The organism is Synechococcus sp. W55.1, from assembly GCF_047461655.1.
Lineage (GTDB): Bacteria > Cyanobacteriota > Cyanobacteriia > Thermostichales > Thermostichaceae > Thermostichus.
This window is the reverse complement of record NZ_JANSHN010000001.1, coordinates 188,932-215,459: the sequence shown is the minus strand read 5'-3', so window position 1 is coordinate 215,459 and position 26,528 is coordinate 188,932. Positions and strand designations below refer to the sequence as shown.

General features: G+C 58.5%; 24 protein-coding genes, 1 tRNA gene and 1 pseudogene. 12 read left to right on the top strand and 14 right to left on the bottom strand.

Features of this window, described 5'->3' with window-relative positions:
• Positions 1-59: 59 nt before the first annotated feature.
• The 7 genes from NW816_RS00930 to NW816_RS00900 all read right to left on the bottom strand — a co-directional run bounded on the left by NW816_RS00930 (position 60) and on the right by NW816_RS00900 (position 5,264).
• Positions 60-548, bottom strand: coding sequence for a YqeG family HAD IIIA-type phosphatase (locus NW816_RS00930; RefSeq protein ID WP_414407916.1), 489 nt, complete (start codon positions 546-548; stop codon positions 60-62).
• 24 nt (positions 549-572) lie between these two features.
• Positions 573-1,802, bottom strand: a complete 1,230-nt coding sequence (locus NW816_RS00925; protein ID WP_414407960.1) for an RNA-guided endonuclease InsQ/TnpB family protein — start codon at positions 1,800-1,802, stop codon at positions 573-575.
• Positions 1,803-1,934: 132 nt separating this feature from the next.
• On the bottom strand, positions 1,935-3,119 hold the full coding sequence (gene mltG, locus NW816_RS00920) for an endolytic transglycosylase MltG (RefSeq protein ID WP_414407915.1): 1,185 nt from the start codon (positions 3,117-3,119) through the stop codon (positions 1,935-1,937).
• Between the two features lie 102 nt (positions 3,120-3,221).
• On the bottom strand, positions 3,222-3,983 hold the full coding sequence (gene pyrH, locus NW816_RS00915; RefSeq protein ID WP_011433861.1) for a UMP kinase: 762 nt from the start codon (positions 3,981-3,983) through the stop codon (positions 3,222-3,224).
• Positions 3,984-4,081: 98 nt separating this feature from the next.
• On the bottom strand, positions 4,082-4,231 hold the full coding sequence (locus tag NW816_RS00910) for a hypothetical protein (protein WP_011433860.1): 150 nt from the start codon (positions 4,229-4,231) through the stop codon (positions 4,082-4,084).
• A gap of 100 nt (positions 4,232-4,331) precedes the next feature.
• A complete protein-coding gene (locus NW816_RS00905; RefSeq protein WP_414344835.1) occupies positions 4,332-4,667 on the bottom strand; it encodes a TMEM165/GDT1 family protein in 336 nt (111 codons plus the stop codon).
• A gap of 57 nt (positions 4,668-4,724) precedes the next feature.
• Complete coding sequence (locus NW816_RS00900; protein ID WP_414407914.1) at positions 4,725-5,264, bottom strand: TMEM165/GDT1 family protein; 540 nt, start codon at positions 5,262-5,264, stop codon at positions 4,725-4,727.
• A gap of 86 nt (positions 5,265-5,350) precedes the next feature.
• Here NW816_RS00900 and NW816_RS00895 point away from each other — a divergent pair.
• Positions 5,351-5,423 (top strand) — tRNA-Ile (locus NW816_RS00895).
• Between the two features lie 154 nt (positions 5,424-5,577).
• Here NW816_RS00895 and NW816_RS00890 read toward each other — a convergent pair.
• Both NW816_RS00890 and NW816_RS00885 read right to left on the bottom strand, forming a co-directional pair.
• On the bottom strand, positions 5,578-6,912 hold the full coding sequence (locus NW816_RS00890; RefSeq protein WP_414407913.1) for a D-alanyl-D-alanine carboxypeptidase: 1,335 nt from the start codon (positions 6,910-6,912) through the stop codon (positions 5,578-5,580).
• A 45-nt stretch (positions 6,913-6,957) separates the two neighbouring features.
• On the bottom strand, positions 6,958-7,338 hold the full coding sequence (locus NW816_RS00885) for a hypothetical protein (RefSeq protein ID WP_414381531.1): 381 nt from the start codon (positions 7,336-7,338) through the stop codon (positions 6,958-6,960).
• 356 nt (positions 7,339-7,694) lie between these two features.
• Between NW816_RS00885 and NW816_RS00880 the strand changes: the two genes are divergently transcribed.
• Positions 7,695-8,141, top strand: coding sequence for a Fur family transcriptional regulator (locus tag NW816_RS00880; RefSeq protein WP_011433855.1), 447 nt, complete (start codon positions 7,695-7,697; stop codon positions 8,139-8,141).
• A gap of 194 nt (positions 8,142-8,335) precedes the next feature.
• A complete protein-coding gene (locus NW816_RS00875) occupies positions 8,336-10,780 on the top strand; it encodes a M48 family metalloprotease (protein ID WP_414407912.1) in 2,445 nt (814 codons plus the stop codon).
• Positions 10,781-10,831: 51 nt separating this feature from the next.
• Here NW816_RS00875 and NW816_RS00870 read toward each other — a convergent pair whose 3' ends face one another.
• Complete coding sequence (locus NW816_RS00870; protein WP_011433853.1) at positions 10,832-11,275, bottom strand: phosphomannose isomerase type II C-terminal cupin domain; 444 nt, start codon at positions 11,273-11,275, stop codon at positions 10,832-10,834.
• A gap of 193 nt (positions 11,276-11,468) precedes the next feature.
• Between NW816_RS00870 and NW816_RS00865 the strand changes: the two genes are divergently transcribed.
• From NW816_RS00865 to NW816_RS00845, 5 genes are all read left to right on the top strand, one after another.
• Complete coding sequence (locus NW816_RS00865; RefSeq protein WP_011433852.1) at positions 11,469-11,852, top strand: 2Fe-2S iron-sulfur cluster-binding protein; 384 nt, start codon at positions 11,469-11,471, stop codon at positions 11,850-11,852.
• Positions 11,852-13,165, top strand: coding sequence for an O-antigen ligase family protein (locus NW816_RS00860; protein ID WP_414407911.1), 1,314 nt, complete (start codon positions 11,852-11,854; stop codon positions 13,163-13,165). The genes NW816_RS00865 and NW816_RS00860 overlap by 1 nt, the downstream gene beginning before the upstream one ends.
• A 122-nt stretch (positions 13,166-13,287) precedes the next feature.
• Positions 13,288-14,433: a quinone-dependent dihydroorotate dehydrogenase gene (locus NW816_RS00855; RefSeq protein ID WP_414407910.1), complete on the top strand. Its 1,146-nt coding sequence runs from the start codon at positions 13,288-13,290 to the stop codon at positions 14,431-14,433.
• 31 nt (positions 14,434-14,464) lie between these two features.
• Positions 14,465-15,352 (top strand): photosystem I biogenesis protein BtpA, encoded by an 888-nt coding sequence (gene btpA / locus NW816_RS00850; RefSeq protein ID WP_414407909.1) that lies wholly within the window; start codon positions 14,465-14,467, stop codon positions 15,350-15,352.
• Positions 15,353-15,404: 52 nt separating this feature from the next.
• A complete protein-coding gene (locus NW816_RS00845; protein WP_414407908.1) occupies positions 15,405-16,487 on the top strand; it encodes a diguanylate cyclase in 1,083 nt (360 codons plus the stop codon).
• Here the strand turns inward: NW816_RS00845 and NW816_RS00840 are convergent.
• Both NW816_RS00840 and mutL read right to left on the bottom strand, forming a co-directional pair.
• Positions 16,463-17,314 (bottom strand): vitamin K epoxide reductase family protein, encoded by an 852-nt coding sequence (locus NW816_RS00840; RefSeq protein ID WP_414407907.1) that lies wholly within the window; start codon positions 17,312-17,314, stop codon positions 16,463-16,465. The genes NW816_RS00845 and NW816_RS00840 overlap by 25 nt on opposite strands.
• A 36-nt stretch (positions 17,315-17,350) precedes the next feature.
• On the bottom strand, positions 17,351-19,087 hold the full coding sequence (mutL, locus tag NW816_RS00835; protein ID WP_414407906.1) for a DNA mismatch repair endonuclease MutL: 1,737 nt from the start codon (positions 19,085-19,087) through the stop codon (positions 17,351-17,353).
• Positions 19,088-19,350: 263 nt separating this feature from the next.
• Here mutL and NW816_RS00830 point away from each other — a divergent pair.
• Positions 19,351-20,037: pseudogene (locus tag NW816_RS00830) on the top strand (Fe2+-dependent dioxygenase).
• Here NW816_RS00830 and NW816_RS00825 read toward each other — a convergent pair.
• The gene (locus NW816_RS00825) at positions 20,038-21,408 is read right to left on the bottom strand and encodes a di-heme oxidoredictase family protein (protein ID WP_414407905.1); all 1,371 of its coding nucleotides are present in this window, start codon (positions 21,406-21,408) and stop codon (positions 20,038-20,040) included.
• 33 nt (positions 21,409-21,441) lie between these two features.
• Positions 21,442-22,551, bottom strand: coding sequence for an imelysin family protein (locus tag NW816_RS00820; RefSeq protein WP_414407904.1), 1,110 nt, complete (start codon positions 22,549-22,551; stop codon positions 21,442-21,444).
• Between the two features lie 504 nt (positions 22,552-23,055).
• On the opposite strand from NW816_RS00820, the gene NW816_RS00815 reads away from it, so the two are divergent.
• The 3 genes from NW816_RS00815 (at position 23,056) to NW816_RS00805 (ending at position 26,301) form a co-directional block, all read left to right on the top strand.
• Entirely contained in the window at positions 23,056-24,090 is a 1,035-nt protein-coding gene (locus NW816_RS00815; RefSeq protein ID WP_414381561.1) for a chlorophyll a/b binding light-harvesting protein, read from the top strand.
• Positions 24,091-24,163: 73 nt separating this feature from the next.
• Complete coding sequence (gene fldA / locus NW816_RS00810) at positions 24,164-24,673, top strand: flavodoxin FldA (protein ID WP_414407903.1); 510 nt, start codon at positions 24,164-24,166, stop codon at positions 24,671-24,673.
• Between the two features lie 47 nt (positions 24,674-24,720).
• A complete protein-coding gene (locus NW816_RS00805) occupies positions 24,721-26,301 on the top strand; it encodes a chlorophyll a/b binding light-harvesting protein (protein ID WP_414374509.1) in 1,581 nt (526 codons plus the stop codon).
• Positions 26,302-26,528: the final 227 nt, after the last annotated feature.

Below are 26,528 nucleotides of genomic sequence, written 5' to 3'. Positions count from 1 at the left end.
TTGGGAGAGGGGTCGGGGGTGAGGGACAAGCAACTATTGTTGTCCAATCTTCAAATCTCTTAAAAGCGCGGCCCCCAGAGGGTAGCAGGGTTCTTTTCGACTGCTTCGGACAAGAGGGAGTTGACCAGCACGGTTACCAACCCCAGTCGATTGCCCGCCAAAATATCCGTCAACAGGCGATCGCCCACCATAGCCACTGCTTCTACCGGCAAGCCCATCTGGGCTACGGCCCGCCGCAAGGCCCGCCGTGAGGGTTTCCCAGCGCGGTGAATGTAGGGCAGGTTCAGGCTTTCTCCGATTTGTTGGATGCGGCTGCGATTGAGGTTGTTGCTCACCAGCCAAATTTGAAAGTGCGGACGCAACTGCTCCAGCCAAGCAGCCACAGCGGGATCCACCTCCGCCTGTCGAATGGGCACCAGTGTGTCGTCCACGTCAAAGATGATGCCTCTCACCTGCCAAGACCACAGATCCTCTGCCCGCAGCCGCAGGACGGTACCGGCTACTACTACATCCGGTTGCAGGAGCTTGAACCAAGGTTTGTGTACCATCCGCTCCGAAAGACCTACGAAACGCTAACAAACACTGCCAGAGTGTTCAGTGCCTGCCGCGCTTCTGCTTCCTTCCTGCTTCAGCGACCCATGACTAGCGGCAGAGTTCACCCCCACCACCCCGCCAGAGGAGTCTCCACAGGCGTCACTTCCCCCAGAGCTTGGGGTAGTTCTGTACCACCGCAACAGGTTTAGGGCTGCATTCAAGTCGCGGTCTAGCTCCAGACCACAACACGGGCAGCAAAACACCCTTTCCTGCAGTGGCATCTTCTGTCGGTGCCCACACCCTGAACACAGTTGGCTGGACGGATAAAACCTATCCGCCACCACCACCTGACAGCCGTAGAGCCGGGCCTTGTACTCTAGCCGTCGCCGTTCGCGATAGCGGGACGGAGTCCTCAACTCGTAGAACCCACAGTCTGACAGGGATCCCGCCAGCTTGCGGTTCTGGAGCAGGTTCTTTACCTGCAAGTCCTCTACCACCACCACCCGGTATCTCTTGGCCAGGTAAGTCGTCAGCTTGTGCAGACTGTCTTGCCGGATGTCTGCCACCCGCTTGTGAGCTTTGCCCAACTGCACCACCGCCTTCTTGCGGTTGGTGGATCCCTTCTGCTTGCGGCTCAGCCGCCGTTGCAGCCTAGCCAGCCGCTGCCTGGCCTTGCGGTAGGGCTTGGGATTCGCAAATACTTCCCCGCCGGAGCAGGTGGCCAGGTGATGGATACCTAAGTCCACTCCCACCACCTCTCCGGTCTTCTCCACCTGGGGTGTTGGAGCTTCGTACTTGAAGGAGATGTACCAACGCCCAGCGCGAAGGCTGATGACCACGTTCTTGGGTGTGGTCGCCGGAAGCAGCTCTGCACAGCGCAGCCAACCAAATATGGGCACCTTGATGCGGTTGCCAGAAATGCGGATGCTGCCTTCTAGGTAAAAGCTGTCCTGCACCCCCTTGCGCTTGAAGCGGGGAAACTGACCTAGCCCCTTGCGCCAGCGCTTAAGGGCCTGCTCCAGGTTGCGGAGTGCCTGCTGAGGGGCGCATTTGGAGACCTGGTAGTACCAGGGATGCGCTTGCTTCACTTCAGCTACCAGGCGCTTGTGCAGGTCAATGGCGGTGGGGAGTTTTTGCTGGTTCTCCAGGGCTTGCCGACAGACCTCTAGGCCCCAGTTGTAGGCGTGGCGGGCTACCCCAGCATGTTGAGCTGCTAGAGTTGTTTGCTTGTGGTTGAGGATGAGTTGTGTTTGGAAGCCCAGTAACATGTCCGCCACACCGCAAAGCGTCCATGAGTTTCGTGCAACTTTTGGCTTGGCGCTCACCAGCCTCTTCCAGCTTTAGGTAGCCAATGTTGACTACTGTAAGGTTTTCGGCCTACTGCTGTCAGCCCTCCTCGGCTAAGGACTTGGTTGAGGACTGTGGGGGGATTCCTGGGCAGCTTGTCGGCGCTCTTGAATAATTTGCAATTGGGCTGCCTCGTGCTCTGCTAGGGTTTTGCTGAAAACGTGGGTGCCATCGTAGCGGGCCACAAAGTAGAGATAGTCGGTTTGCTCAGGCTGCAAAACGGCTTTTAGGCTGGCCAAGCCCGGACTGGCGATGGGACCAGGGGGCAAGCCCGGGTTGAGGTAGGTGTTGTAGGGAGAGGGGGTGCGCACCTCCGCAAGGGTGAGGCGGCGATCTGGGGTTTGCCGGATATTCAAGGCATATTCCACCGTCGGATCGGCTCCCAGGGGGATCCCTTTCTTAAGCCGGTTCAGGAAGACACCTGCAATCAAAGCGCGTTCTTCCGGCACCACGGCCTCCCGCTCCACAATGCTGGCCAAGGTGACCCACTCGTGCAGAGACAGGGAAGGGGTATGTTGGCGGAACAGGGGCAGGGCCACCGCGACAAATCGCTGCAGCATGGCGTTGACCACTATTTGGGCCTTTTCTTGATCCGGCAGGGATCCCTCCACCTGTTCGATGGGGAAAAGATAGGTGTCTGGGAACAGGTAGCCTTCTAGAGAGCTCAAGTGGGGGGGCAGCCAATCGAGGGGGGGAATCACCCGGGTCACGGCAATGAAGGCATCGGCTGCCAGCCAGTTGCGCTGGGCCAGAGCCTCTGCCATTTGCTCGATGCGCCAACCCTCCGGGATGGTCAGACGTCTTTGCAGGATCCTTCCCTGCCGCAGTTGCTGGGCCACGGCCAGCATGTCCTGGTTGGGATCCAAAGCGTAGGTGCCCGCCTGAAACACCCAGTCGCGCCCGAAGGTGCGGCTCCACAGCTCCCAAGCCAGAGCTGAGCGAATCACCCCTGCTTGGCGCAGTTTTTGCCCGATCAGACGGCTGCTGCTGCCCGGCTGGATTGTTACTTGGATCGGTTCTGGGCCGCCCACCGGCTGGAGCCAGGTCTGCCACTGCCAGTAGCCCAATCCCCCGACCAGAACCAACAGGAAAATCAAGCTCTGCAAAAGACGCCGACCCCAGCGTTCGCGTAAGCGTTGCTTAGCGACATGGGGTGCCGCAGGCACAGCGCTTTGGGCAGCAGAGCATTTGGGCGAGACGGGATCCTTTTGGGCCGAATGCTGAACCTGATCTGTCATTGCCTTTCCCTCCAAACGGCCTGAGCACACCCTTGAGCCAGGCTATCCTTCGGACTCAATCCTGGCTAGGGCGTCGCCGGACTCTCAAGGCCGATTTCCCCCCTAACTTGGGATCAACTCTCCTGGGCTGGGGATCCCGTTGTTCTCGACCGTCCGCTGTCCGATCCAAGTGCCGATGGGTTCTCCCTGCACCACTCGATAAATATTGCCAGGGGTAGTCAGGTCAAAGACCACGATGGGCAATTGATTTTCCTTGCAGAGGGCGATGGCGGTGCTGTCCATAACCCGCAGATCGCGGTTCAGCACATCCTGATAGCTGAGGACATCGTAGCGGCGGGCCTGAGGGTGAGTCTTGGGATCCGCATCGTAAACTCCGTCCACCTTGGTGGCTTTGAAAATCACCTCGGCATCGATCTCCGCCGCCCGCAAGGCCGCAGTGGTATCGGTGGTGAAGAAGGGGTTGCCAGATCCTGCCCCAAAAATCACCACCCGCCCCTTTTCCAGGTGACGAATGGCGCGGCGACGAATATAGGGCTCCGCCACCTCCTGCATGGCGATGGCCGTCTGCACCCGGGTGGGGATCCCGGCTCGCTCAATGGCATCCTGCAGGGTTAAGGCGTTGATGACGGTGGCCAGCATCCCTACGTAGTCGGCAGAAGCCTGATCCATCCCTTGGGCAGCCGCCTCTTTGCGCCCGCGCCAGATGTTACCCCCTCCCACCACAATCGCCACCTGCACACCGGCCCGTACCACTGAGGCCACTTCGCCGGCAATGGACTTCAAGACCTCGGGGTCGATCCCGTAGGGGCGCTCCCCCATCAGGGCTTCACCACTCAACTTCAGTAGAATCCGTCGATATTTCATGCTTATCCGCTCCGGCCCACCCCTGCATACGATAGCAGGTTTGTTGAACTAGCTCCGCTCACAGGATTGACCGACAGAGCATCTCGACAAAAACAACCTTACTGCTGTTCTTCGCCAGCGCTGGCCTCGTTGTCGCGGGGGGCAGAACGGAAGCGGCGGCCATTGCGAGCACGACTTTTTTGGAACTGTTTGGCATATTCGCGGTTGCGCTCGGCTTTTTCCCGCTTCAGGTTGCGTTTTTTGGCCATGCTGGTTTTCCTAACCGGCTATCCGGTATGTGGTGGAGTGCTGAAATAAGGCGCTCCCCATCGTAACATGCCTGGTTGGAACTTTTCTGGGGCTTTCTGCTCAACCGGCTATTGGCAGGGATCCCCACAACAAGACTAGGCCCATCACAACAAACCCCACGCCTGCCAGGGTTTTGATCCAGCGAGGTGGGATCAGGCGGGCCACCCAAGCTCCTGCCCACACCCCAATTAGGCTGGTGCTGATCAAAGCAGCAGCAGCGCCCAAAAAGATTACCCCAGCGTTTTGCGAGCGGGCACTGAGGAGCAGGGTCGCCAATTGGGTTTTATCGCCCATTTCGGCCAGCAGAATCGAGCCAAAGCTCACTAGGGCGGCCCGTCCGGCCATTTGCCGCAGCAAAAAAGATGGAGTTTGGCTGTCGTTGTCTTGGATCAACACGTTCCTCGGTTGTTCTCCACTCTGTCCTGCCGGGTTGGCATCGGCTGCTCAGGGAGGCTAGCCCTCTGGGAGCTTGTTCCCCCGCCACTCCTGCCATAATACATAGCCCCCGATCATCAGGAACCCTGCACCCGCCAACCATTGTAGCCAGCCCGGGGGAATGACTTGGCCCAGACCTTCTCCCAGCACCACGCTGAAAAAACTGGCGGTCACCAAGGCACCGGCGGAACCGAAAAAGATCGCCCAAGGCGATTGGGATTGGGCACTCATGAGCAAGGTTGCCAACTGGGTTTTGTCGCCCATTTCCGCCACAAACACGGTTAAAAAAGTAACAAACCAGAGTTGCAGTGGGGATCCCTCAGGAAGATTGCTGTCGGAAGAGGGGGGGTTAGGGAGGGGCGGTGTCGTCGGAAGTCCAATCTCGGGGGCGGAAGACAAGGCCAAACTCTCCCCGGCAGGCTGGAAATCCACAGCGGATCCATCCCCGTAGAGATAGTGCTGCCCAACGGCCAAGAAACCGAAACAGAGAGCCGAGGACAAAACAATCAGCCCCAAGCCCAGGGCCATTTGCCCCTGCCAAGAACGCGGCGCAGCCATGGCGTCAGACCCTAACCACCGACATGCAGCTTATCCTGTTTTCAGCCGGTTCTGGAGAAGGCAAGAGCGCTAGAGTAGAAGAATCAGGGGCGTTGGCCGAGCGGTTTAGGCAGCAAACTCATAATTTGCCTTACACAGGTTCGATCCCTGTACGCCCCATCGGGAATTGCTGGACGAGGTTTCTGGGTTGAGGGCTGTTGACAGCGGGCCAAGTCGATCTCAATTCCCAAACTGGGAGGGCGGACATAGGACTGCGTTCCGCTAACGCGACCGAGGTCACTCTGGGCTGAGAGAGAACCGGTTGGGCACAGTTTCAAAGACGCGGGTTCAGCTCTGTGCGGGATCCCGTATCTCCAGAGCGAGGGATCCAACGCTCAGGCAAGGTGGCAGGGGATCCCCATTGGGACTGGAGCTGGCTGAGGAATTGTCCCTGCTGGGTGCGAAAGCCGACCAGATCGGATCCGCCATTCATCAGGGCAAACCAGATGTCCCCCTGCTCGGTTGGCAATACACCCGCCAAGGTGCTGACGCTCCTCAAGGTGCCCGACTTGGCAATTAGGATCCCTGGCAACAGACGCCGCTCCAACACTCCCACATCTTGGCCAACGACGGCAAAAGCATCGGCAAGAGAGAGCCCCTGCTCCTCCAGAAGAGATTGGATCGCTCGAAGCAAAGCTACATTGGCCCGCGGAGAAATGCGGTTTTCCACCCCCAACCCGGAACCATTGATCAGGTGTAGCTCTTCGGGCGGGATCCCGGTGATGGCTCGGGCAATTTGCGCCACCTGGTCAGCACCCCCCACCGCATCGGCCAACATCTCGGCCATGGAGTTGTTGCTGTAGAGGTTCATCAGCTTGACCAGGTGAATGAGGGGGGGGGACTCATGTCTGAGCAAAACCTGAGCGCCGGGCGGGATCTGCTGGGCAACCCGCACCGAACCCAAGATCTCCACCTGCGGTCTGGGTGTGCCGGGGGGTAAGGTTTGAAATTGGGCCTCCGCCTCTGGCGGCCAGCGCCGCGCATCCAGCCCCTGCCGCAACAGGGATCCCGATTGCGCCACATCCCGGGAAAAGTTCATGTAAAAGCGGCCCACCACCACCAGATCCCCGCGCACCTGGCGGATCCCATGAGCACTGAGCAGGTTGCCGACGGAGAAGGCTTCCTCCCAGACAAACAAGGGATCCTCCCCCCCCAGAACCCAGAGATCCCCCTGTAGAACTCCCTCAGCAGTTAAGGGGCCAGTGGCCAGCCAGGTGGTAACAAAGCGGTGCTGCGGGCCAAAGTGCTGCAAAGCGGCCAGTGTCGTTGCCACCTTGGTCAAAGAAGCTGCCGGCAAGGGTGTGGATCCCTGATGCTGTCCCAAAACAAGGATTCTGTCCCGCTGAGGCGAAGGATCCTCCATCTGCAGCCAAACCCCCTGAGCTGTGGGCGAAAACCCCCGACCGGCCAACTGAGCCAGATAAGTTTCCACCTGAGGTTGCAGGGATCCCTGCTCCGTCGCCTGGGAATGGGGAGACAAACCCAGCAACAGAATTGCCGCCGAGAACAGTCCAACCCAGCTGGAAACCAGCTGTCTGCTGGGCCAGCCCCGCAGATGTCGTTCGCGATGGCGGCGCGGTTCCCCTGCCATAGGCATAGCGCGTTTCACGGGAAGCCCCCTCTGAACATCCCAACGGTGGAGGGGACGGATCCCTCAGCTCGTCAATTCCCAGCCACCCTCTTCCACAGGCTCTACATCGATGGTGCCGGGGGGCGTTTGCCGATAAAAACGTCCGTCTGCAACAAACAGCGGCTCTCCACAATTGGGGCAAAAGAAATGGCTGCCCTCAATGGCTTGCGATTCTGACCCACACACCGGGCAGCGATCCGTCGTGATCCAGCGGCGCGCCCACCAGCGAAAGGCCAGGAGCACCAACACCGGCAAGGACAGCAAAAGCAGCAACAGGGCCACCAATCCAGTGACCAGCCACCCCAGCCCGACACTGGTCAGCAAAGCTGCCAACGCCAGGGATCCCAGCCAGAACCCCCAGCCACCCAGAGAAATGGAATAGGTTTTGGGCTGCTCAAACCGCATTTTCGTTTTCCTTCTCCGATCACTACGCTTGCCAACGCTGTCAGGATGCCGCGGGCCTTTTCTTGAGTATGTTAGCCTAGGCGCGCCCGAACACCAGAAACAGTCCGCCACATGGCTCTGCTCTGTAGGCTAGCTCATCCCGGATGGATGAGGGATTGGGTTTCCCGCACCCTTCCCGAGGCTCTCCCGGCAGCCCATGCGCCTCAGTTGCGTCCCTGTTCTATTGGGCCTGAACTGAGCCTGAACGATGTCTTCAGCAACCAAGTCGGGTGGTGTCGTCATAAATGAAGTTATTATCAATTACAGAACTTATTGACTGTTACGGCGACGTTGCCCAACAGCGGAGGGGCGGCATCATGGTCTACACCGAAGAGGCGTTCAAGGCAGAGCTCAATGCCAAAGGCTGGCGAGCCACTCGGCAGCGGGAGATCATCCTGCAAACGTTTCAAAACTTGCCTGAGGGCACGCATCTGAGCGCGGAGGAGTTGCACAAAAAGTTGCGGGAAGAAGGCCACAACATTAGCCTTTCCACCATTTACCGCACCGTCAAGCTGATGTCCCGCATGGGCATTTTGCGAGAACTGGAACTGACCGAAGGGCACAAACATTACGAGATCAACCAGCCGGCCCCCCACCACCACCACCATCTGGTGTGCGTCAAGACCAACAAGGTGATCGAGTTCAAAAACAACGCCATTCTTAACATCACCCAGAAGGTGGCAGAAAAGTACGGTTTCAAAGTGTTGGATTGCCAGCTCACCATTATTGGTATCAGCCCAGAAGGGCAGCGCTCGATTTTGTAGCCAAAAATTCCCAAAGCTCAGGCTCTCCCAGAAGGGGAACTGTACTGGGCTGGTAGGAGGATGGGGATCCCGTCAACGGGAGGAAATGCCAGAATAGCTCCCGTGAGGCCAATCGGCAGTCGGCAACCGAGGCAACAGTTGAATGGTTGATGAATAGTTGATCTTCTTCACCCCACTAGATCCGGGAGAGGGCCATGAACGAACAGGAAGTGGTGCAGTGGCTGGAGCAGGCGCTGGCCAATCCCCGCCTTAGGTTACAGGCCAAAGCCCAACCGCTCCAGGAGAGTCCCAAGGCTTATGCCCTCGTCATTATGATCAACCGCCCTGCCGGCCTTGCTCTCAACTATGAGGAGTTGACGGCCTGGTTCCAGAAGGCGATTCCCACTCGCTACCCCCAAGTCAAACGGTTGGCCCTCTACAGCCGCCCCATGGGCCAGCAGGCTGCCGACTGGAAAACTCAGGTGAGGCTGGATCCGGAGCCGGCGACAGACAAGGTGGATCCCGGTCGTGTTAGCAGTGCAGAGCACTTTACCGCTACGCGACCCTCTCGCGAACCCGTCAGTGGGACGGAGTCCCCGGAGAGTCCGGATCTAAGCCGCCACTGCTTTGTCAGCAATCGCCAGTTGCTTACCGCCGACCTTCCTCAGCCGCCTGGTTTGCTCCGCCAGGCGGTTTTGGGTTTTCACGGCCTCACTTCTGGGCAAAAGCAGGAGGTTCTGCCCCTCCTGCCCACCTTGTTTCGCAATCCCAGCGCCGTCTCGACGGTGATGTTATCGGTGGAAGCGGCCTTGTGGCTGGAGCCTCTGAAAAGCCTGAATCCTCACGAGCTGCGTCTATTGAGCGTTTGGCTGAGCCGCTATTGCTTCAACCCCAGCCGCACCCTAGCGGAATTGGATCCCGCCACCTCAGGTCTCAAAACCGGACAAACCAAGCGCAGCTACCGCGCCCCTCAGGTGGGGGTTTCGCTAATGTTGGCCAGCTTTGCCGGCAACCTGACAATGGCCGCAGGCGTGACTCTGAGCCTGTTGTTTGGCATGGTGTTTGTGCTTTTCCTGGCCATCTTGGGCGTCTCAGAGGGGGGATTTTCCTTGGGCTTTTTCATCCTTGCCGTTCTGCTCACCCTCGCCTTCAACGCTTTGATTTTCTTCTTGTCTCCCTGGCTGATGGACTGGATCCAGCACAGCCTCTATGGCACCGAGTGGGTGAGCTTGGCGGAAATCGGGCGTCGCAGCCCAGAGAGTGCGGAGGTCATTGAACGGGTCTGCCGACAGTACAAGCTGAAGCAGCCGAAGCTGGGGCTGATCCGCGACCAAAACCCCACCGCCTTCACCTATGGCAGCCTGCCGGACACGGCCCGCATTGTTGTCAGCGAAGGATTGTTCACCTACTTGGAAGATGAGGAGGTGGCTACAGTTTACGCCCACGAGCTGGGGCATGTGATCCACTGGGATTTCGCCGTCATGACCCTGGCTTCCACGCTGGTGCAGATTCTCTACCTTCTTTACGTCTACATGCGGGATGCGCGCGACAACGGCAAAAGGGGCAGCCTCCGCTCCCTGGCCTTGGTCGCCTACTTTTTCTATGTGGCCGGCTCCTACTTGTTGCTGTATCTGTCGCGGGTGCGGGAGTACTTTGCCGACCACTTTGCTGCCGAAACCACCGGCAACCCCAATGGGCTCTCGCGGGCTTTGGTGAAAATTGCCTACGGCATTGTGCAAGAGGGAGAGCGGGAGCGGGATGAGGAAACCCGACAGCGCAGTGCTCGCCTGCTGGAAGGAACGCGGGCTTTGGGGATCTACGATGCCAAGGCGGCTGTTACGGCGGGGACGGCCTACCGGGTTGCCTCGGATCCCGGCCAGGTGGGCAGGGTATTTTTGTGGGATCTGTTTAACCCTTGGGCCTGGTGGATGGAGCTGAACTCCACCCATCCCCTCACGGGCAAACGGGTGCGGGCGCTGGGCACCTATGCGGAGCAACTGGATCTGCCGGTGGAGTTCGATATGGCCAGCGTGGTTGCCCAGGGCAAGCAGCTCAACCGGCAACAGCTCTACGGGAACTTCCTCCTGGATGTGCTGCTGTTGAACGCCGAGTGGCTGGGGGCGATTGTGGGGGCGCTGCTCGGGATCCCGGCCTTGCAGGTGGGCTTCTATGAAATGTTTGCCGGGCTGACCCTGATGGGGGTGGGCTTGGGCCTGCTGCTGAAGATGACGGTGATGTACCCCAGTCTGGAAAACCCGCCGGCGTTGACCGTGCTGAAGGCGATGAGCAATCCCTACGCCAGCCCTCTGCGTGGGCTGCCAATGCAGTTGGAAGGGCGGGTGATCGGGCGAGGGGATCCGGGCTATCGCTTTGGCTCCGATCTCAAGTTCCAGGATAAGACCGGCATGATCTTCCTACGCTATGCTTCCCGCTTTGGGCCGCTGGGCAACTTCCTGTTCGGGGCGTACCAGGCAGGGGGGTTGATCGGCCAAGAGGGATCCGCAGTGGGGTGGTTCCGACGGGGGGTGGCCCCTTACCTGGATCTGGCCCGCTTCCAAACCCGCCATGGCCAACTACTCACCAGCTACCATCCCTTCTGGCAAGCTGTCTGGGCTGTGCTGTTGTTGGTGGTTGCCCTGCTGGCAATGCTGCTGTTCTAGAGGATCCCGATCCTCAGTAGCCAAAAGCTTGCCTAGGCCATTTGAGATTGGCTACTTTTGCCCACCGTTGACGCGGGCGTAGTCGTCGCTGAAGCGGACGATATCATCTTCGCCCAGGTACTGGCCATTTTGCACCTCAATAATCACCAGAGGGATGACGCCGGGGTTTTCCAGACGATGCTTGGTGCAAGGGGGCACATAGGTGGATTGGTTGGCCGTAATGAGCTTTTCTTCGTCTCCGCAGGTGACCTTGGCGGTGCCGGCAACGACGATCCAGTGTTCGCTGCGATGGTAGTGCAACTGCAGGCTAAGGCGATGCTTGGGCAAAACCACGATCCGCTTGATTTTGTAGCCAGGGCCCTCTTCCAGCACTGTAAAGCTCCCCCAAGGCCGACTTTCAGCATTGCTCTCGATCAGCTTGTTGAGGGTTTCGGCAGAGAGGGAAGGCGAAGGTTTTTCCGGTGAGGCCAGATTGGCATTGGGGGTTTCCAGCATGGGATGCTCTCCTTGGGAGGCCTACCTGTAGCTTATCTCAACAACCAACTCGGGGTCTGTTTGTTTATCTTTAGACCCACCAACAGATCGGCTTCAGCTCCTGGGGATCCCCAGCCAATTCGGGCTTGCCAGGGCAGTGGCTAGAATCCTGTGGAATCATGAATAAAGATCTCTGCAAAAAGGCCACTTCCCCATGCGTTCTTCCTCTTCTGTCCCTTCTTACCCGGTTCACATCCATGACCGCCAACGGGACACTCACTATCTAATCCAGGTGCCGGCGGATCAATACATTTTGGCCAGCGCCGAGGCCCAAGGGATCCAACTGCCCTTTGCCTGTCGCAACGGCGCCTGTACCACCTGTGCGGTGCGGGTACGGCGGGGATCCCTGTACCAGCCGGAAGCCATGGGCATTTCGCGGGAGTTGAAGGAGCAGGGGTATGGGCTGTTGTGCGTGGGCTATGCCCGCTCGGAGCTCTGGGTAGAAACCCAAGATGAAGATGAGGTGTACGAGCTGCAATTTGGGCGCTACTTCGGCCAGGGGCAGGTCAGGCCAGGGATCCCCATCGAGGATGAGTGATGTCTTCTTCGGCACCGGTTTCGTCTCAACAACTGTCGCCGGATCCCTTGCCCTCTCAGCCGAGGGGCTGGCTGCTGGCGGCAGCGGCGCTGATCCCGGTGAATCTGGCCCCCAGCTTGCTGTTGGCTTTGGTGGGAACGATTCAGGGTTATACCCGCTGCGGTGGCCGGATCCTGCGGGATCCTCTATTTGGACTGGCGGCTCTCCTGAGCCTGGCTGCGGTGGGAGTGGCCTTTTGGGGGGAGGATTGGCGACTGAGCCTGCCGGGGATGTTCAACTACTGGCCTTTTTTATTGATGCTGCCGGCCTTTGCCGGTGCGCTGGCCTCTCGCGGTAGCGGGACGGAGTTCCATCCTGTAGGCCGTCGGCGTTTGGCCCAGATGTTGGTGTTGGGCAGCGGGCTGATGCTGCTTTTGGGTTGGGGAGAAGTGCTGTGGGAATGGCAGGGGCACTTCTTCTTGGGGCCGGTTTGGATCACGGGGGTTGCCGGGGGAGAGCGACCGGCGGCAGCTTTTACTTCCCCCAATATCCTGGCCATCTACCTGGTGATCCACCTGTGTTTGGCGGCAGGGCTGTGGCTGGATCGAGCCGATAGAGACTGGCCACAGGCAGTAGGGCTGGGAGCTGTGCTGGGGCTGGGATCCCTCTTGTTGCTGCTGACGGCCTCTCGCAACGGCTGGGGAGCGGGGGGGCTGGCGCTGGTGATAGGGCTGGCCCTACGGCGCTGTTGGTGGGGGATCGGGATCTTGGTCGGCATAGGGTTGGCTGGTTTGGCTGCTGCTTGGGATTGGCCGGGCTGGCGGGCCGTAGTGCCCCGATTGATTTGGAGCCGTCTGGCAGACACCTTCGATCCTCAAGCGCTCTACTTTAGTTCCACCGCCAACCGGCTGGATGCTTGGCAATTCGCCCTGCAGATGGTGCAGGAGCGGCCCTTGACCGGTTGGGGCTGGCAAAGCTTTGCCGCTCTTTACAATGCTCAAGATCCGCCGGAGCTGCTGGGCCATTGCCACAATTTGTACCTGCACCTGGCGGCTGAGGGTGGGATCCCGCTGTTGCTGGGCCATCTGATCCTGTGGGGCTGGATTTTGGCGCGGGGATGGCAAGCTTGGCGGCGCTCGCAAGAAAGCGTCCTGTTGGGGATGCTGCTGGCCTTGACGGCATTTTTTGCCTCAGGGCTTTTGGACGTGGTGATGTTGGATGGCCGCATTCACCTGCTGGTAACCTTACTCTTGGGGGCAGTTTGGGGAGCCAGCCTTGAGCGGCAAAGGGACTCCATCTCCGGCAAAGAGCAAGCCCAGAGAGGTTACCGTTGAGTGCTGCAATGGGATATCCCTTAGCTGGCAGTGAGCCCGGAGTCCATCAGTTGCTCACCGATTTTTGCGACGCGGAAGCAAGCTACAGCCAAGGGGCAGTTTACCTGTAGAGGGTCTTTGCGGTGAACCTGTACCGAGATGTGTTGTGGCCTCTGCTTTTTTCTGGGCTGAGAGCCGACCCGGAAGCGGTCAAGATGGGCCTGCTGCGCGCCTTGCATTGGATCGATGCCACCCAGGCCACCGGGATCCTATCGGCTCTGGAGCGACTGTTTTGCTACCGGGATCCCCGGCTATCGGTGTCGCTGTGGGGCCTTACCTTTCCCAATCCCCTTGGGTTGGCTGCGGGCTTCGACAAAGATGGCCTGGCTCTGGGCGTCTGGCCCAGCCTGGGGTTTGGTTTTGTAGAGGTGGGCACCGTCACTCCTCAGCCCCAACCGGGCAACCCCAAACCTCGCCTGTTTCAACTGCCCCAAGATCGCGCTGCCCTCAATCGCATGGGCTTTAACAATCAAGGGGCGGCGGCTCTGGCCGAACGGTTGCGTCGGCTACACCAACGTCCCATCCCCATCGGAATCAACCTGGGCAAAGCCAAAATCACCCCCCTAGAAGAAGCGGCTGCCGATTACCTGGCCAGCTTCCGGCTGCTCCAGGATCTGGGGGACTACTTTGTGGTCAACGTCAGCTCCCCCAACACGCCGGGGCTGCGATCCCTGCAAGCTGCTGAGCAACTGGAGCCCATCCTATCTGCCTTACAGCGGGAAAATCAGAAGCGAAAACCCCTCCTGGTGAAGATCGCCCCCGATCTGGACTGGCCCGACATTGACAGCATCCTGGAGCTGGCCCAAGACCATCAACTGGCCGGGATTGTGGCCACCAACACCACCCTGCGCCGCGATAACCTGAAAACCCGTTTCCTGCCTGGCCGCGGGATCCCCTTCGCACCAGCGGAGTCTAGGCCAATCCTTGCAGAAGCCGGCGGGATCAGCGGTGCCCCCTTGCGGGAGCGTTCCACCCAAGTCATCCGCTACATCCACCGCTCCACCCAAGGAAAATTGCCCATCATCGGAGTGGGGGGCATCTTCACCTTGGCCGACGCCTTGGAGAAACTGGAAGCGGGAGCCAGCCTGCTGCAGGTCTACACCGGCTGGGTTTACGAAGGGCCGGGTATGGTGCCGCAATTGCTCCGAGGCCTAGCCCGCTCTTCTCCCCCCAGCCCTGATGTTACACTTCCCCCAGAGAATACCCCTGTGGGTCAGATCCAGGCGTAAGATCGTTAGGGATCCCTGAGGAAGCTTGCCGGTGAACCTGCTGCAACACCTCTTCAAAACCCCCCATCCGGTCATTGGGGTGGTTCATTTGTTGCCGCTGCCCACCTCACCCCGTTGGGGGGGGGACTTGGAATGGGTGATCGCTCAGGCAGAACAGGCAGCTACTGCCCTGGCTGCAGGAGGGGTAGACGGGATCCTTGTCGAGAACTTTTACGATGCCCCCTTTGCCAAGGATCGGGTGGACGCAGCGGTGGTCAGCGCCATGACCGTCATCGTCCAGCGGCTGAAAACCCTGGTCTCGCTGCCGGTTGGGATCAACGTCTTGCGCAACGATGGCTGCAGTGCTCTGGCAATTGCCGCCTGCGTGGGGGCGCAGTTCATCCGGGTGAATGTGCTCTGCGGGGCGATGGTGACCGACCAAGGCATTATCGAGGGGAATGCCTACCGCCTGCTGCGCTATCGCCGGGAGCTGGGGGCTAATATCAAGATTTTTGCCGATGTGCTGGTGAAACACGCCCAACCCCTAGGTCCCATCAGTCTGGATGCGGCCATCACCGACACGGTGGAACGTGGCCTGGCCGATGCCATCATCCTTTCCGGTTGGGCCACCGGCAAGCCACCCCTGCTCGAGGAGCTGGAGCTGGCCCGCAAAGTTGCTCCTCAGGTACCGCTCTTCATCGGCTCGGGGGCTACTGCCGAAAACATCGGCAGCCTGATCCGACGGGCAGATGGCGTGATTGTGGCCAGTTCTCTGAAGCGGTCTTCCCGTTCTGCAGGCATGCCGACAGGCTATTCGGATCCCTTTCCCATGATCGACCCGATTCGGGTGCGGCAGTTTGTGGAAGCACTGCACCTTGGGATCCGCGAGCGGGTCTCCAACCATGCTTATTTGGCCGCTCCCGGTTCTGGTTCCAACTAGCTGTTGGCGCTAAGATTGGGATCCGACTACAATGGGCGATTCCTCTTTAGCTATGCCATCCCTTGATCTGGAGGGCTTGGATTCTGCGTACCACCCTTCTGGTTCAGCAGAAGAAACCTTTTGGAGCTCTGTTCCGGCCCGGACTCCCCGCATTTGGGTTGTCGATGATGACCCAGTAGTCCGTCGCTATATTGTCGATGCTCTCAAAGGCTCTCAGTACTACGTGGAAAGCTGGGAAAGCGCCCGAGCAGCTTGGGATCCCTTGCAAAGCTTGGAAGAGAACGAGTGGCCCGACATGGTGATCTGCGATTGGGTCATGCCTGAGATATCGGGGGTAGAGTTCTGTCGCCGTCTCAAGGGATCCGCAGCAGGGCAGTTCGTCTATTTCATTTTGCTCACGTCCCGTTCTGAAGTTGAGGCTCGGGTAGAGGGGCTGGATGCGGGGGCGGATGAATTCATCACCAAGCCGGTCGATCCTGAGGAGCTGCGGGCGCGGGTGCGGGCAGGGTTACGTCTCCAGCGGCTCACCCAAGCTTTGGCCCAGGCCAACCGGCAATTGCGAGCCCGCAATGAGTTGTTGGAGTCTTTGTCTTTGACGGATCCCTTGACCGGGGCGTTGAACCGGCGAGCTCTGGATCAGGCGCTGCCCCATTTGCTCAAGCAGGTGGGGCCCCGCGGGGAGGCTCGCTACCGCTATCTCTGCCTGCTGATGATGGATGTGGATCATTTCAAGCAGGTCAACGACAGCTACGGCCACTACATCGGCGACTGTGTGCTGCAGGCCATCGTCGGGCGGCTGCAAAATCAACTGCGGCCTTCCAGCCTGCTCTACCGCTATGGTGGGGAAGAATTTGTTTGCCTTACGCCCGGACTTAGCCCCTCTCGCTGTGGTCGCTACGCAGAGTCTCTGCGGCAGGCTATCGCCAAACGGCCCATTGACATCTCCCCCAAGCGCAGCCTGCCTGTTACCATCAGCATCGGTGGGGTCGTGCTCAGCGAAGACTACCGCCTGGAGCCGGAAGCTGCCTTGCAGCAGGCGGATAGCGCGCTCTACCAGGCCAAGCAGGCGGGGCGCAACCGAGTTCACATCCTCACCCCAACCCCAGAGGTTTATCTGCCCTCTTCCAGCGGATAGCCAGAGGCCACTGCCAAGGCTTCCAGAGAGCGAACGCCTGTGTAGGTGCGGCCATTGATGATCCAGGTGGGATAGCTGGTGATCCCCGCTTCTGTGCATTCTTGAGCTTGGGGAGTGCCGGGGCCGTTGGGGGAGCACTCCACGTAGGGCACTTGGTCGAAAGCTGCCCCGAACAGCTCTTTCTGATCTTGACAATGGGGGCACCAATAGGCCCCGTACATGGTGCCGCCGATCTGCCGCAGGTGGGCTGCCAACCCTACCGCCAGGGGGCTAGGCGGGGGAACTTGGTTGGCGTACACCCCAATCGTGGTCACCAACGTGAGAAAGCCTATGAGAATGTAGCCAAAGACCAGCTTGCCCCAATCCAACCAGCGGTGGCCCAGCACGGTCACCAGCCCCAGCCCCGCCACCAAGATGATCGCGGTGGTGCAATACATGCAGAATTGCCGCAGCACCGCCACCATCAGGTAAAGCATGTACATCTCAAAGGCGGTCATGGCGGAAACCAAGCCAAACAGGGCCGGCCAGCGCCACCGCTTCACCAGTGGGATCCCATCCGGCAGCACCGCCAGCGCCAAGACTCCCAAAAATCCCAACAGGCCAACAGCCGCGGTCGGGATCCCCAAAAACTCTGCCCAACGGCTGGAGAGCACCAGGTCACACCCCCCATCCCCCGTGCAGAAGGCAGCGGGCTGCTCCGTCAGCTTGGTGTAGGTGAGATAGGCCGTCAACAGGGATCCCAGGCCGGCCAGGATCGCCAAGATCAGACGGGAATGGCGCTGCAGCCAGGTCTCTTCTTGGGCTTTGAGTTTGAGATAAGAAGCCATGGCGTTTCAGGGGTTTCAGCAGTTGGACACCCCCGATTATAGTGGGGCAGAACTGGCCTCGTCCGTGGGATCCGACGCAGAAGAGCGCACCTGGGCGGCAAACCTGTCTCCCAGCGGATCCAGCTCCCATAGGGATCCCAGTTTGGAGTCGGAGATAGGCCGGTCGCAGAGGCCCCAACGGCGGCGGAAGTAACGGGCCAGATCTTTTTCTGCCAGGGCCAGGTAGACCGGGCGACCATGAGGGCAAGTGTGGGGATTGGCGGTGCGCTGCCAAGCTTCCAACAGCTTTTGCATCTGCTCCAAGGTCAGCGGGATCCCATTGCGCAAGGCCCCTCGACAGGCCACCGCCACCTGGGCTGCCTGCACATCTTGACAACGGCTGAGCTCTAGCAGGGATCCCTGCACCTCTTCTGGATCTTCCGACTCCAAAGCCAAAGGGAGGCGTCGAATGAGATGGGTATTGGGGCCGAAGGGTTCCGGCTCCAGCCCCAACTGCTCCAACCGCTCCAGGGCTTGGGGCGATAGTCCTTGCAGCGTTACGGGCGTCGCCGGTGCCACCAGTTGCCAATGCTGCTGGATGTACTCATAGCGAACTCGCTCGTGGGCCAGGTGCTGCTCCACCAGCCATAGCCCCTGGGGATGCTCCGCCAAGATGTAGATCCGATGCAGTTGGGCCAGCGCCCTGAGGGGAGGCAAGGGAGAAGTTGGCCGGTCAGAGGGAGGAAGATGGCTCTGAAAATCGGGCGAGACTCGATAGACCACCTTGGCCTCGCTGGCCCGGATCAGATGCACAGAGCGGCGGCTGGCCTGCTCGGATCCCGGTTGCAGGAGGGAGTGCAGGTGTTGGCGCAACTGATCCTGGCGAGCCGTCAGATGCTCCAGGTAGAGCTCGCTTTTGGCAGGGTGACGGTTCCAATCCACTTGTTCTGGGGGTAGGCGCAGGTGAACAACCACCAGCGGATGGCGGTGCCGGGGCAACGTGTGGTGAAAAACCGACTGGATCAGCCGTTGCCAGTCGGGCATCTGCACGAACCGCCCGTTTACGGCTACGCGGATCCAATCGGGGTGAGGGCGATGCAGGCGATCCGGCAGGCCCAGCACCACTTCCCAATCGCTATCCCCATCCTGGATCCGCCGATAGCGCAGATCCGTGGGATCCAACTGCGGCAACACCTGCAGCAGCAGATCTTGCAGAGACTTTCCCGGCCAGAGGCTGAGCAGCAATTGCCCTTCCTGATGCACCTGCCAACTGACCCAAGGATGGGCTAGGGCCGCATTTTGCACCAGGGTTAGGAGCGGGCGAGTTTGGGGCAAAGCCCGACGGCGCAGAGGCCAGTCGGCAAACAAATCCGCAACCGTGACCACCGTTCCCGAGGCAGTGGCTGCCGGCTGCTTGTGGATCAGCTCCCCCTGTCGGTCGTAGGTAGCCAGCCAGCCGTGAGCATCAGAAACGTGGCGGGTTTGGATAGCCAGGGATCCCAAGCGGGCCAGGCTGTGCAGGGCTTCCCCACGAAACCCTAGGCTGCGACCGTCCAACTTGCTGGTGGTGTGGCGACGGGCCACCTGCTCCAGTTCCGAAGCCGGGATCCCGTGGCCGTTATCCCCCACCCGCACCTGCCAGCGAGTCGGCCAGATCTCCACTTGAATGCGGGTGGCCCGGGCATCGAGGGCATTTTCCAGCAATTCCCGCAAGGCTGCCCCCAGAGAGTCGATCACCTCTCCCGCCGCCATACGGGCAATCCGTTCCGGGGTCAGGGGTTGGATCTGGAACATGACACCCATCCTGCCAATCTGATGGTCAGGGGCCAACAGAGCCTTAGCTTAACCTTCTCTTGCGGTTTCTGCGGCGGGCAACAGGAGCCTTGCACGCTCTAACCGGTTGAGGTCTGCAGAGGGGGGAAGTGCGCTCGATTTTCCGCTGGCCATTTCTACCGATTCGTTCCAAAGAGGCAATCAAAGCCAGATAAGATTTACATAGGAATAACTTTCATGCTACTGAGGATTTGGCCTCTTCTGATTTTTTGGGTTTCCAGAATATTTTTTTGTGTATTGGCAATGTTCTCAACACGGCAGAACTGCAGCAAACTTTGAGCCTTTTATCAGATGCAGATTTTGTGGATGGTGCCCTGACAGCGAGTTGGAATGCCAGGTTTGTCAAAAACAATAGGCAACTGCCCGAGGGATCCCTGCAGCAGCAGAAGATTCAGGAGATTGTCTTTGCAGCTTTAGAGCCCAATTTTCTGTTCCAGATGGCCGCTCGACCCAAGCTCATTCATTCCTCAGCCCATTTTGATCAGCCGCTACGAAGCTGGAATGTCCTATAGCACCCATACTGACGATGCACTTATGTTATGGTCGACCAGCATCGGCTCATGCGCACAGATATTTCATTTACCCTATTTTTGAGTGCCTCTGAAGACTATGACGGTGGCGAACTGAAAATTGAGACCCCAGAGGGAGAGCGATCTTACAAACTACCGGCAGGTACCCTGATCCTCTACCCTGCTTCGACATTGCACCGTGTTGAGCAGGTAAATCGCGGGATCCGCTATGCTGCCGTCAGTTGGATTTAGAGTTTGATTAGGGATCCGCAAGAACGAGAGATCCTATTTGATTTACAGACCGTGCGGCAGCAGATGTTTCAGGAATTGGGTAAGACACGCCACTTTGATTTGATCTCCAAAGTCTATGCAAACCTGCTGAGAAAATGGGCAGAGCTGTAGCTAGAGAGTACGGAGAAAATAAATTAGGGCCTCTCTATCTTCGCGAGCCATATTCCGGAATATCTCCCGAGATCGTTCCGCCTCCCCCCCATGCCAAAGAATAGCCTCCTCAAGGCTGCGAGCACGGCCATCATGCAAGTAGCCGGAATGAGGCAGAACAGTTTGCGACAGGCCAATACCCCACAGCGGCGGTGTACGCCATTCCCTGCCTGTAGCTTGGAAGTCAGAGCGGTGGTCTGCCAGTCCTTCTCCCATGTCATGCAGAAGCAGGTCGGTGTAGGAGTGGATAACTTGGTTGGCCAGGGCCGCGATCTCGTGGGTGCCGGTGCGCAACTCTGGCCGATGACACTGGGCGCACTGGGCTTGGGCAAAGAGCTTTTCTCCCCGCTGCACCGTAGGATCTTGCCAAAGGGCGCGGCCAGGAACTGCCAGGGTTTGCACGTAAACGGTTGTTGCTTTGAGAGTGGCCTCGTCAATGTCTTGGCCGCCATCCCCGGCAGGAAAGAGAGGATTCGTAACACCCATATCGTTGGCGTAGGCAGCAGCAGTTTGTTGCCTGAGGTTGGGGGCATTGGCTTTCCAACCAAACCGTCCCAGCACCAAGCGCTGCTGCTCTTGATCCCAGACGTAGTTGGGGCGGCCAGAGATGCCATCTCCATCTGCATCGTCAGGATCAGCTGCTGCTAGGATCTCAGACTCAGGAACTGCCTCCAGTAGGCCAGCTCCAAACACCGGCTGAGGGACCCGCAGGGAGATGAGGACAGGATCAATGGGCGCTCCCTCCAGAGTTAGCAGCTTCACAACAGGGGAACGAAGCCTGTAGGGGGTTCCATCGGCGTACTGTCCGGCCTGTTCCACCCACTGCAACTCCACCTTGGCCTCTGGCCGATAGCCCCGAACGGCCTTTTCTTGAACTTGCGTGCCGATGCCGGGCACAGGAAGGGTATTGCTGTAAGGAGCAATGGCTTCCCATCCAGAGGGTTTGGGAGCAGCAACCGTATCCACCTGAGAGAGGCTAGCTTGGCTGACCCTAACCACCCGCTGTCCTTTCTCAGATTGACCACGGCCATTTTTGACATGGCAGCCGGCACAAGAGTTGTTGTTGAACAAAGGCCCCAAGCCGGGGTTAACGGGTGCTGGAGCCGTTACGAAGCTGGCCTCAAAGGCAATGTCCCCCAGAGCATGCAGCCTGGCCCAGCGAGGATCCAAGTTAGGAGCCGGTTGCTCGTAGGCTGTTGAGGTGCGGTTCCAAAGGGTTGTTTCCCCACCCGCTCGAGGGGGCAATGGCTGGGATCCAGTCTGGAGAGCCAAAACACTCCCCACCCAAAAGGATCCCACCACCAGCATCAGGATCTGTAAGATACGATGCATAGGCTATGGGCATCCGGCTAGCGTTTGTGAGATCTACTGCTGCAAGAGAGGCACAACTCCCTGAGAAAAGCCGTCGAAGGCGCGCTGGATTTGCTCCATAGCAGCGGTGATGGAGCTGCGAGCATTGGCATCACAAAGGCTTTTTTCCATAGGAGCAGGGATCCCTTGTAAGGCCGCCGCCACCTCTTGGAATTGCAATTGAATTTGGTCATCCAAAACTGGCTCAATGCCGCGGACAAATTGGCTGAGCCCGCGCCCTTGTCTCCCCCTAAACCCTCCCAAGTAGGCATATTGAACACTGCGCACATTGGCCTGAAACTCGGGTAGGGAATGGTGGGCAAAGCGACTTTCCAAGAGAAAAGGATTTTGCCGGGCAAAGGCTTCGCCAATTTTGACGTTGCCCAGCTCGTCTAGCATGCCGAGAATACCTTGGGCTATTTCTTCAGCAGCAGCCTGCAGCGTGAGATAGCTATTGCTGCCCTCGCCTGCCCTCACCCATTCTTCGCGAAAGGGAGGTAATCCCTCCACCCCCTCTGTCCAGCCTTTGAGCAATTTTTCCGCCGTATCCGCTAAAACCGAACTAACAGCAGCTAAATATTCCCGATCCCGCTCTGTAAAGTCCTCCAGGGACTTGTCGTTATTGACCCCGAAAAGCAAGAAAGCAACGGCATGAAATCCCTTTTGCCCACTCTCTAAGTCCGCCACCATCCCCGGGGCGAGAGGATCCCCACTTTCTAGAACTTCCAGCACCTCCACCTCATTCAGGGGCCATTCGTCCAAGTTCGCATCTAGCCCCAAAGAGGCCGCCGGGCCGAAGGCAAAAGCTTCGCTCTCCTCCCAAGTGATGCGAGCAACAGACCAAGCTTGGCGAGCCGCCTCTAAAGTCCGCGGATTAGGATCTTTGACAAAGGCCTGGATGGCTTGCGACAGCGCTTGGGTATCGGCTGCCAACTGCTCGTAGGCAGGGATCACCACCTGATCCGCAAAGTCAACGAGGATTTGGCGATCTTGAAACTGCTGTTCGGGAGCGAGCACTACCGCTGGCCGGGTGGAGCCTAAGCCCAGAGAACCTCCCCCTTCCTCTCCTCCCTCCCCACCCCCTTCCACAGGGATGGGCCGGCACTCCGGATTCGTCGAAGCCACGCTCAGAACTGGCGGATCGCCTCCAGTGCTCCCAGTAGAAGGCTCCCTTCGAGTTTCCCCACACGCAGCCCCGCTCACCAAAATGTAAAGTCCTATACCTGTCCAAAGCTTGAGATGCCCCGACATATGCACTGACTCCTTTCCTCCCAGCCCTGTCTGGCTTGGCTGAATGATGCCCCATTGTAATCCAGTTGTTGAGACTTAGTCTTAAGAAAATCAAGATTTTTTGTAATTGCTTACAATTTGCTCTTTCCCCCAACTGGTTCCCTAGAGGGGAGCCCTTGGGACTTTTTGCCATCGTTTCTGGTTGTTAATAAAAATTAACTTCTTGAACTTGATAGTTTTTCTCAATAAGTTTAGAGTATATCAGGGATCGCTATTGAGATTTAATATCAATAGTGGTCGCGTGTCTCGAAAGGATGTGTCCAGGAGGCCAGGGCCGGGCTTGAGGCGAGGTCTCTGGCCTTTTTCTGGAAGGAACTCGGGAAGTCAGGAGAGACGGATATGACAGCGACGACATCAGCGCAAGAAGGCCAATCTAACTTGCAAAAGCAGATCCCCTGGTGGGCGGGCAACGCCCGTTTGACCGATCTTTCTGGCCGACTGTTGGGGGCCCACGTGGCCCATGCCGGGCTCATCGTTCTCTGGGCCGGTATCATGACCCTATTCGAGTTGGCCAATTTTGACCCGACCCAGCCGATGTACGAGCAGGGGCTAATCCTGTTGCCCCACTTGGCCAGCTTGGGGCTGGGAGTGGGATCCGGCGGGGAAATTCTGGATACCGGTATCTACTTTGCGGTGGGGGCCGTACATCTGATTAGCTCTGCTTTTTTGGGGTTTGGCGGTATTTTTCATGCCCTGCGGGGGCCGGCGGTGCTGGAGGCCAAAGCCTTCCCCCTGTTTAGCTATGACTGGCAGGACAAAAACAAGATGACCACCATCCTAGGGATCCACCTGGTGCTGCTGGGACTGGGGGCATGGCTGCTGGTGCTTAAGGCAACAGTGTTTGGCGGATTGTTTGACCCTGGGGTGGGAGAGGTGCGCACCATCCTTCCCAATTGGAATCCGTTTGGGCACCTGTTGGGTGCGGAAGGACGCCATTGGATAGCAGGGGTGGACACTTTGGAAGACGTGGTGGGCGGCCACCTCTGGCTGGGCTTGCTCTTGGTGGCGGGGGGCATTTGGCATATCGTGACCAAGCCTTTTGGCTGGGCAGAGCGAATTTTTGTCTGGTCGGGAGAGGCTTATCTTTCCTACAGCCTGGGAGCTTTGGCCTTGATGGGGTTTATTGCTGCCTATTTTGTTGCGGTTAACCCAGTGGTTTATCCCGAAGTTTTCTATGGGCCGCTGCTTCAGGTGGGCTTGGATCGCTATCCCTTTTTTGAGCAAGGAGAGGCTCTCACGTCTAGGGTTTGGCTGGCCAATGCCCACTTTTGGCTGGCCTTTTTCTTCCTTCAGGGCCACCTTTTCCATGCCCTGAAAGCCCGAGGATTCAATTTCCGTACCGGCAGAGTAGAGCTCGCTGCACAGCAGGCCTAACGGCACGCTGAAGGCATTGACTATCTAGCCATCTGATTTTGAGCTTCGCACTTGCAGTTTCGAGGTAGGAGCAATGGCAAAAATAGGTCTATTTTTCGGCACTCAAACCGGAAATACCGAAAGAGCTGCCGAGATGATTCAAAAAGAGCTGGGCGAAGACAATGTAGATTTAATTGACATTGCCGAGGCCAACATTGAGGACTTTGAGAAGTACGACTACTTAATCATCGGCTGTCCAACTTGGAATATTGGGGAGCTTCAGGCTGATTGGGATGGTTTTTTCCCAAATTTGGATGAGATCGATTTTTCCGGTAAGACGGTAGCCTACTTTGGAGTTGGGGATCAGTTGGGCTATCCCGACAACTTTCAAGATGCCATGGGGATCCTGGCCGAAAAAATTGCCGAGCGTGGCGGCAAAAATGTCGGCTCCTGGCCTACAGAAGGCTACGAGTTCAACGAGTCTAAGGGAGTGGTTGACGGTGAGTTTGTCGGCCTTGCTCTGGACGAAGATAACCAACCAGAGCTGACGGAAAAACGAATTAAAGAGTGGACGGCTAAACTAAAAACGCTCTTCAATCTGTAATTCAAACCCGGCTTCTTAACTTGTCATTGATACTGTGGGAGTTTGTCATGACCGGCGCAGTTCTATCTTCATCGCCTACTTCTGCTGAGGGATCCCCTCAGGTCAGTTGGTTGGCAGGGAATGCTCGTTTGCTCAACCTATCCGGAAAGCTGCTGGGGGCCCACGTGGCCCATGCGGGGCTGATCATGCTGTGGGCCGGCGGCATGACCTTGTTCGAGGTGGCCCACTGGGATCCAAATCAACCTATGTACAGCCAGGGGCTGATTTTGTTGCCCCATCTGGCCAGCTTGGGCATCGGCGTCAACGCAGAAGGGGTGGTTACGGATCCCTATCCCTTTTTTGTCGTGGGCGTTCTGCACCTAATTGCCTCGGCAGTGCTGGGGGCAGGAGGGATCTTCCATGCCCTTTTGGGACCAGAGGTGCTGAGCAAGGGGAAAACCTTTGCCGAGTTTTTCGGCTACGACTGGGAAGATGACGACAAGATGACCACCATCCTCGGCATCCACCTGCTGCTGCTGGGGCTGGGTGCATGGCTGCTGGTGGCCAAGGCTCTCTTTTGGGGAGGGCTGTACGATGCCAACCTGGGCCGCGTGCGGATCGTTGCGGATCCCACCCTCAATCCGCTGCGGATCTTCGCCTACTTGACGCCGCTGATGGGTCAGCAGGGCATGGCCGCCGTGGACAACCTGGAAGACCTGGTGGGGGGACACATCTACGTGGGCCTGCTCTGCGTGCTGGGGGGATGGTGGCACATAGCCACGCGCCCCTTTGCCTGGGCCAAGCAAGTCTTGATCTACTCGGGCGAAGCCTACCTCTCCTACAGCCTGGGGGCCCTGGCTTACATGGGCATCTTGGCGGCCTATTTTGTCAGCGTCAATGAGATCGCCTACCCTGCGGCTTTTTACGGGCCGCTGGGGCTGGCCGCTGACGAAAGGGGAATTGTAAGCAGCCGTACCTGGTTGGCTACAGCCCACTTTGTCTTGGGGATCCTGTTTTTGGCGGGGCACATCTGGCATGCCATCCGGGCGCGGGCGGCGGCCAGCGGCTTTGACTTCCAGCGCGGGGGCTGGGTGCGAGCCACAGATCCCCAGGTGGGCAACTTGGACACGCCGGTAAACCAGGGCGATCTCACCCTGCTGCTGCTGCAAAACCTGCCCATCTACCGGGAGGGCTTGTCGCCTTTCCTGCGCGGTTTGGAGATCGGCATGGCCCATGGGTACTTCCTGGTGGGGCCGTTTTACAAGTTGAGTCCGCTGCGGAATTCGGAGCAAGCCCTGACGGCAGGTACGCTGGCGGCCATTGGTCTGGTGCTGATCCTAACGGTTTGTCTTTCGATCTATGGACGAGTCTCTTTTCCGCGCTCGCGGCTGGTGGCGGTGGTGAACACCCCCTATGGAGAGGTGGCCTATCCGACGCCGGGAGTGCAACTGATGGCGGAATCGCAGGGATCCCCTCAGCCGGTGCGAGTACCGGCAGGATCGGAGGACTTGCCCGAAAACTTGCGCACCCGTGCCGGCTGGAGCCAGTTGGCGGGAGGGTTTCTGGTGGGCGGCGTTGGCGGTGCCCTGTTTGCCTACATGCTCCTGAACAGTGCGGACGTGTTGGCCCAGATTTTGCCTGGGCTGTGAATGAGGTTTGAGGCTCCCTGGTTCGGGGATCTGCAGAAAGGAGAGGGGTATTGTCCCCTCTCCTCTATCCAGATCGGCTCGGATCCTTTGGGCCGCATTTTCCAATGGCAATTGCACTGTTCACAATTGCATGGTTCAACCGCACTTTGCCGGTTGGTTTCTGGCTACTGGACTTTGTAGATCTTTTGTTTGGCTAGCAGCCTTGATGGTTTTAACAGTCGAGATGG

Excerpts from the sequence above, each read along its gene's own strand:
- fldA (WP_414407903.1), top strand. The coding sequence starts at position 24,164 with ATGGCAAAAATAGGTCTATTTTTCGGCACTCAAACCGGAAATACCGAA.
- NW816_RS00825 (WP_414407905.1), bottom strand. The coding sequence starts at position 21,408 with ATGCATCGTATCTTACAGATCCTGATGCTGGTGGTGGGATCCTTTTGG.
- mutL (WP_414407906.1), bottom strand. The coding sequence starts at position 19,087 with ATGTTCCAGATCCAACCCCTGACCCCGGAACGGATTGCCCGTATGGCG.
- NW816_RS00845 (WP_414407908.1), top strand. The coding sequence starts at position 15,405 with ATGCCATCCCTTGATCTGGAGGGCTTGGATTCTGCGTACCACCCTTCT.
- NW816_RS00875 (WP_414407912.1), top strand. The coding sequence starts at position 8,336 with ATGAACGAACAGGAAGTGGTGCAGTGGCTGGAGCAGGCGCTGGCCAAT.
- NW816_RS00910 (WP_011433860.1), bottom strand. The coding sequence starts at position 4,231 with ATGGCCAAAAAACGCAACCTGAAGCGGGAAAAAGCCGAGCGCAACCGC.
- NW816_RS00870 (WP_011433853.1), bottom strand. The coding sequence starts at position 11,275 with ATGCTGGAAACCCCCAATGCCAATCTGGCCTCACCGGAAAAACCTTCG.
- NW816_RS00860 (WP_414407911.1), top strand. The coding sequence starts at position 11,852 with ATGTCTTCTTCGGCACCGGTTTCGTCTCAACAACTGTCGCCGGATCCC.
- NW816_RS00880 (WP_011433855.1), top strand. The coding sequence starts at position 7,695 with ATGGTCTACACCGAAGAGGCGTTCAAGGCAGAGCTCAATGCCAAAGGC.
- NW816_RS00885 (WP_414381531.1), bottom strand. The coding sequence starts at position 7,338 with ATGCGGTTTGAGCAGCCCAAAACCTATTCCATTTCTCTGGGTGGCTGG.
- NW816_RS00805 (WP_414374509.1), top strand. The coding sequence starts at position 24,721 with ATGACCGGCGCAGTTCTATCTTCATCGCCTACTTCTGCTGAGGGATCC.
- NW816_RS00900 (WP_414407914.1), bottom strand. The coding sequence starts at position 5,264 with ATGGCTGCGCCGCGTTCTTGGCAGGGGCAAATGGCCCTGGGCTTGGGG.
- NW816_RS00925 (WP_414407960.1), bottom strand. The coding sequence starts at position 1,802 with ATGTTACTGGGCTTCCAAACACAACTCATCCTCAACCACAAGCAAACA.
- NW816_RS00840 (WP_414407907.1), bottom strand. The coding sequence starts at position 17,314 with ATGGCTTCTTATCTCAAACTCAAAGCCCAAGAAGAGACCTGGCTGCAG.
- pyrH (WP_011433861.1), bottom strand. The coding sequence starts at position 3,983 with ATGAAATATCGACGGATTCTACTGAAGTTGAGTGGTGAAGCCCTGATG.
- NW816_RS00930 (WP_414407916.1), bottom strand. The coding sequence starts at position 548 with ATGGTACACAAACCTTGGTTCAAGCTCCTGCAACCGGATGTAGTAGTA.
- NW816_RS00865 (WP_011433852.1), top strand. The coding sequence starts at position 11,469 with ATGCGTTCTTCCTCTTCTGTCCCTTCTTACCCGGTTCACATCCATGAC.
- NW816_RS00815 (WP_414381561.1), top strand. The coding sequence starts at position 23,056 with ATGACAGCGACGACATCAGCGCAAGAAGGCCAATCTAACTTGCAAAAG.
- mltG (WP_414407915.1), bottom strand. The coding sequence starts at position 3,119 with ATGACAGATCAGGTTCAGCATTCGGCCCAAAAGGATCCCGTCTCGCCC.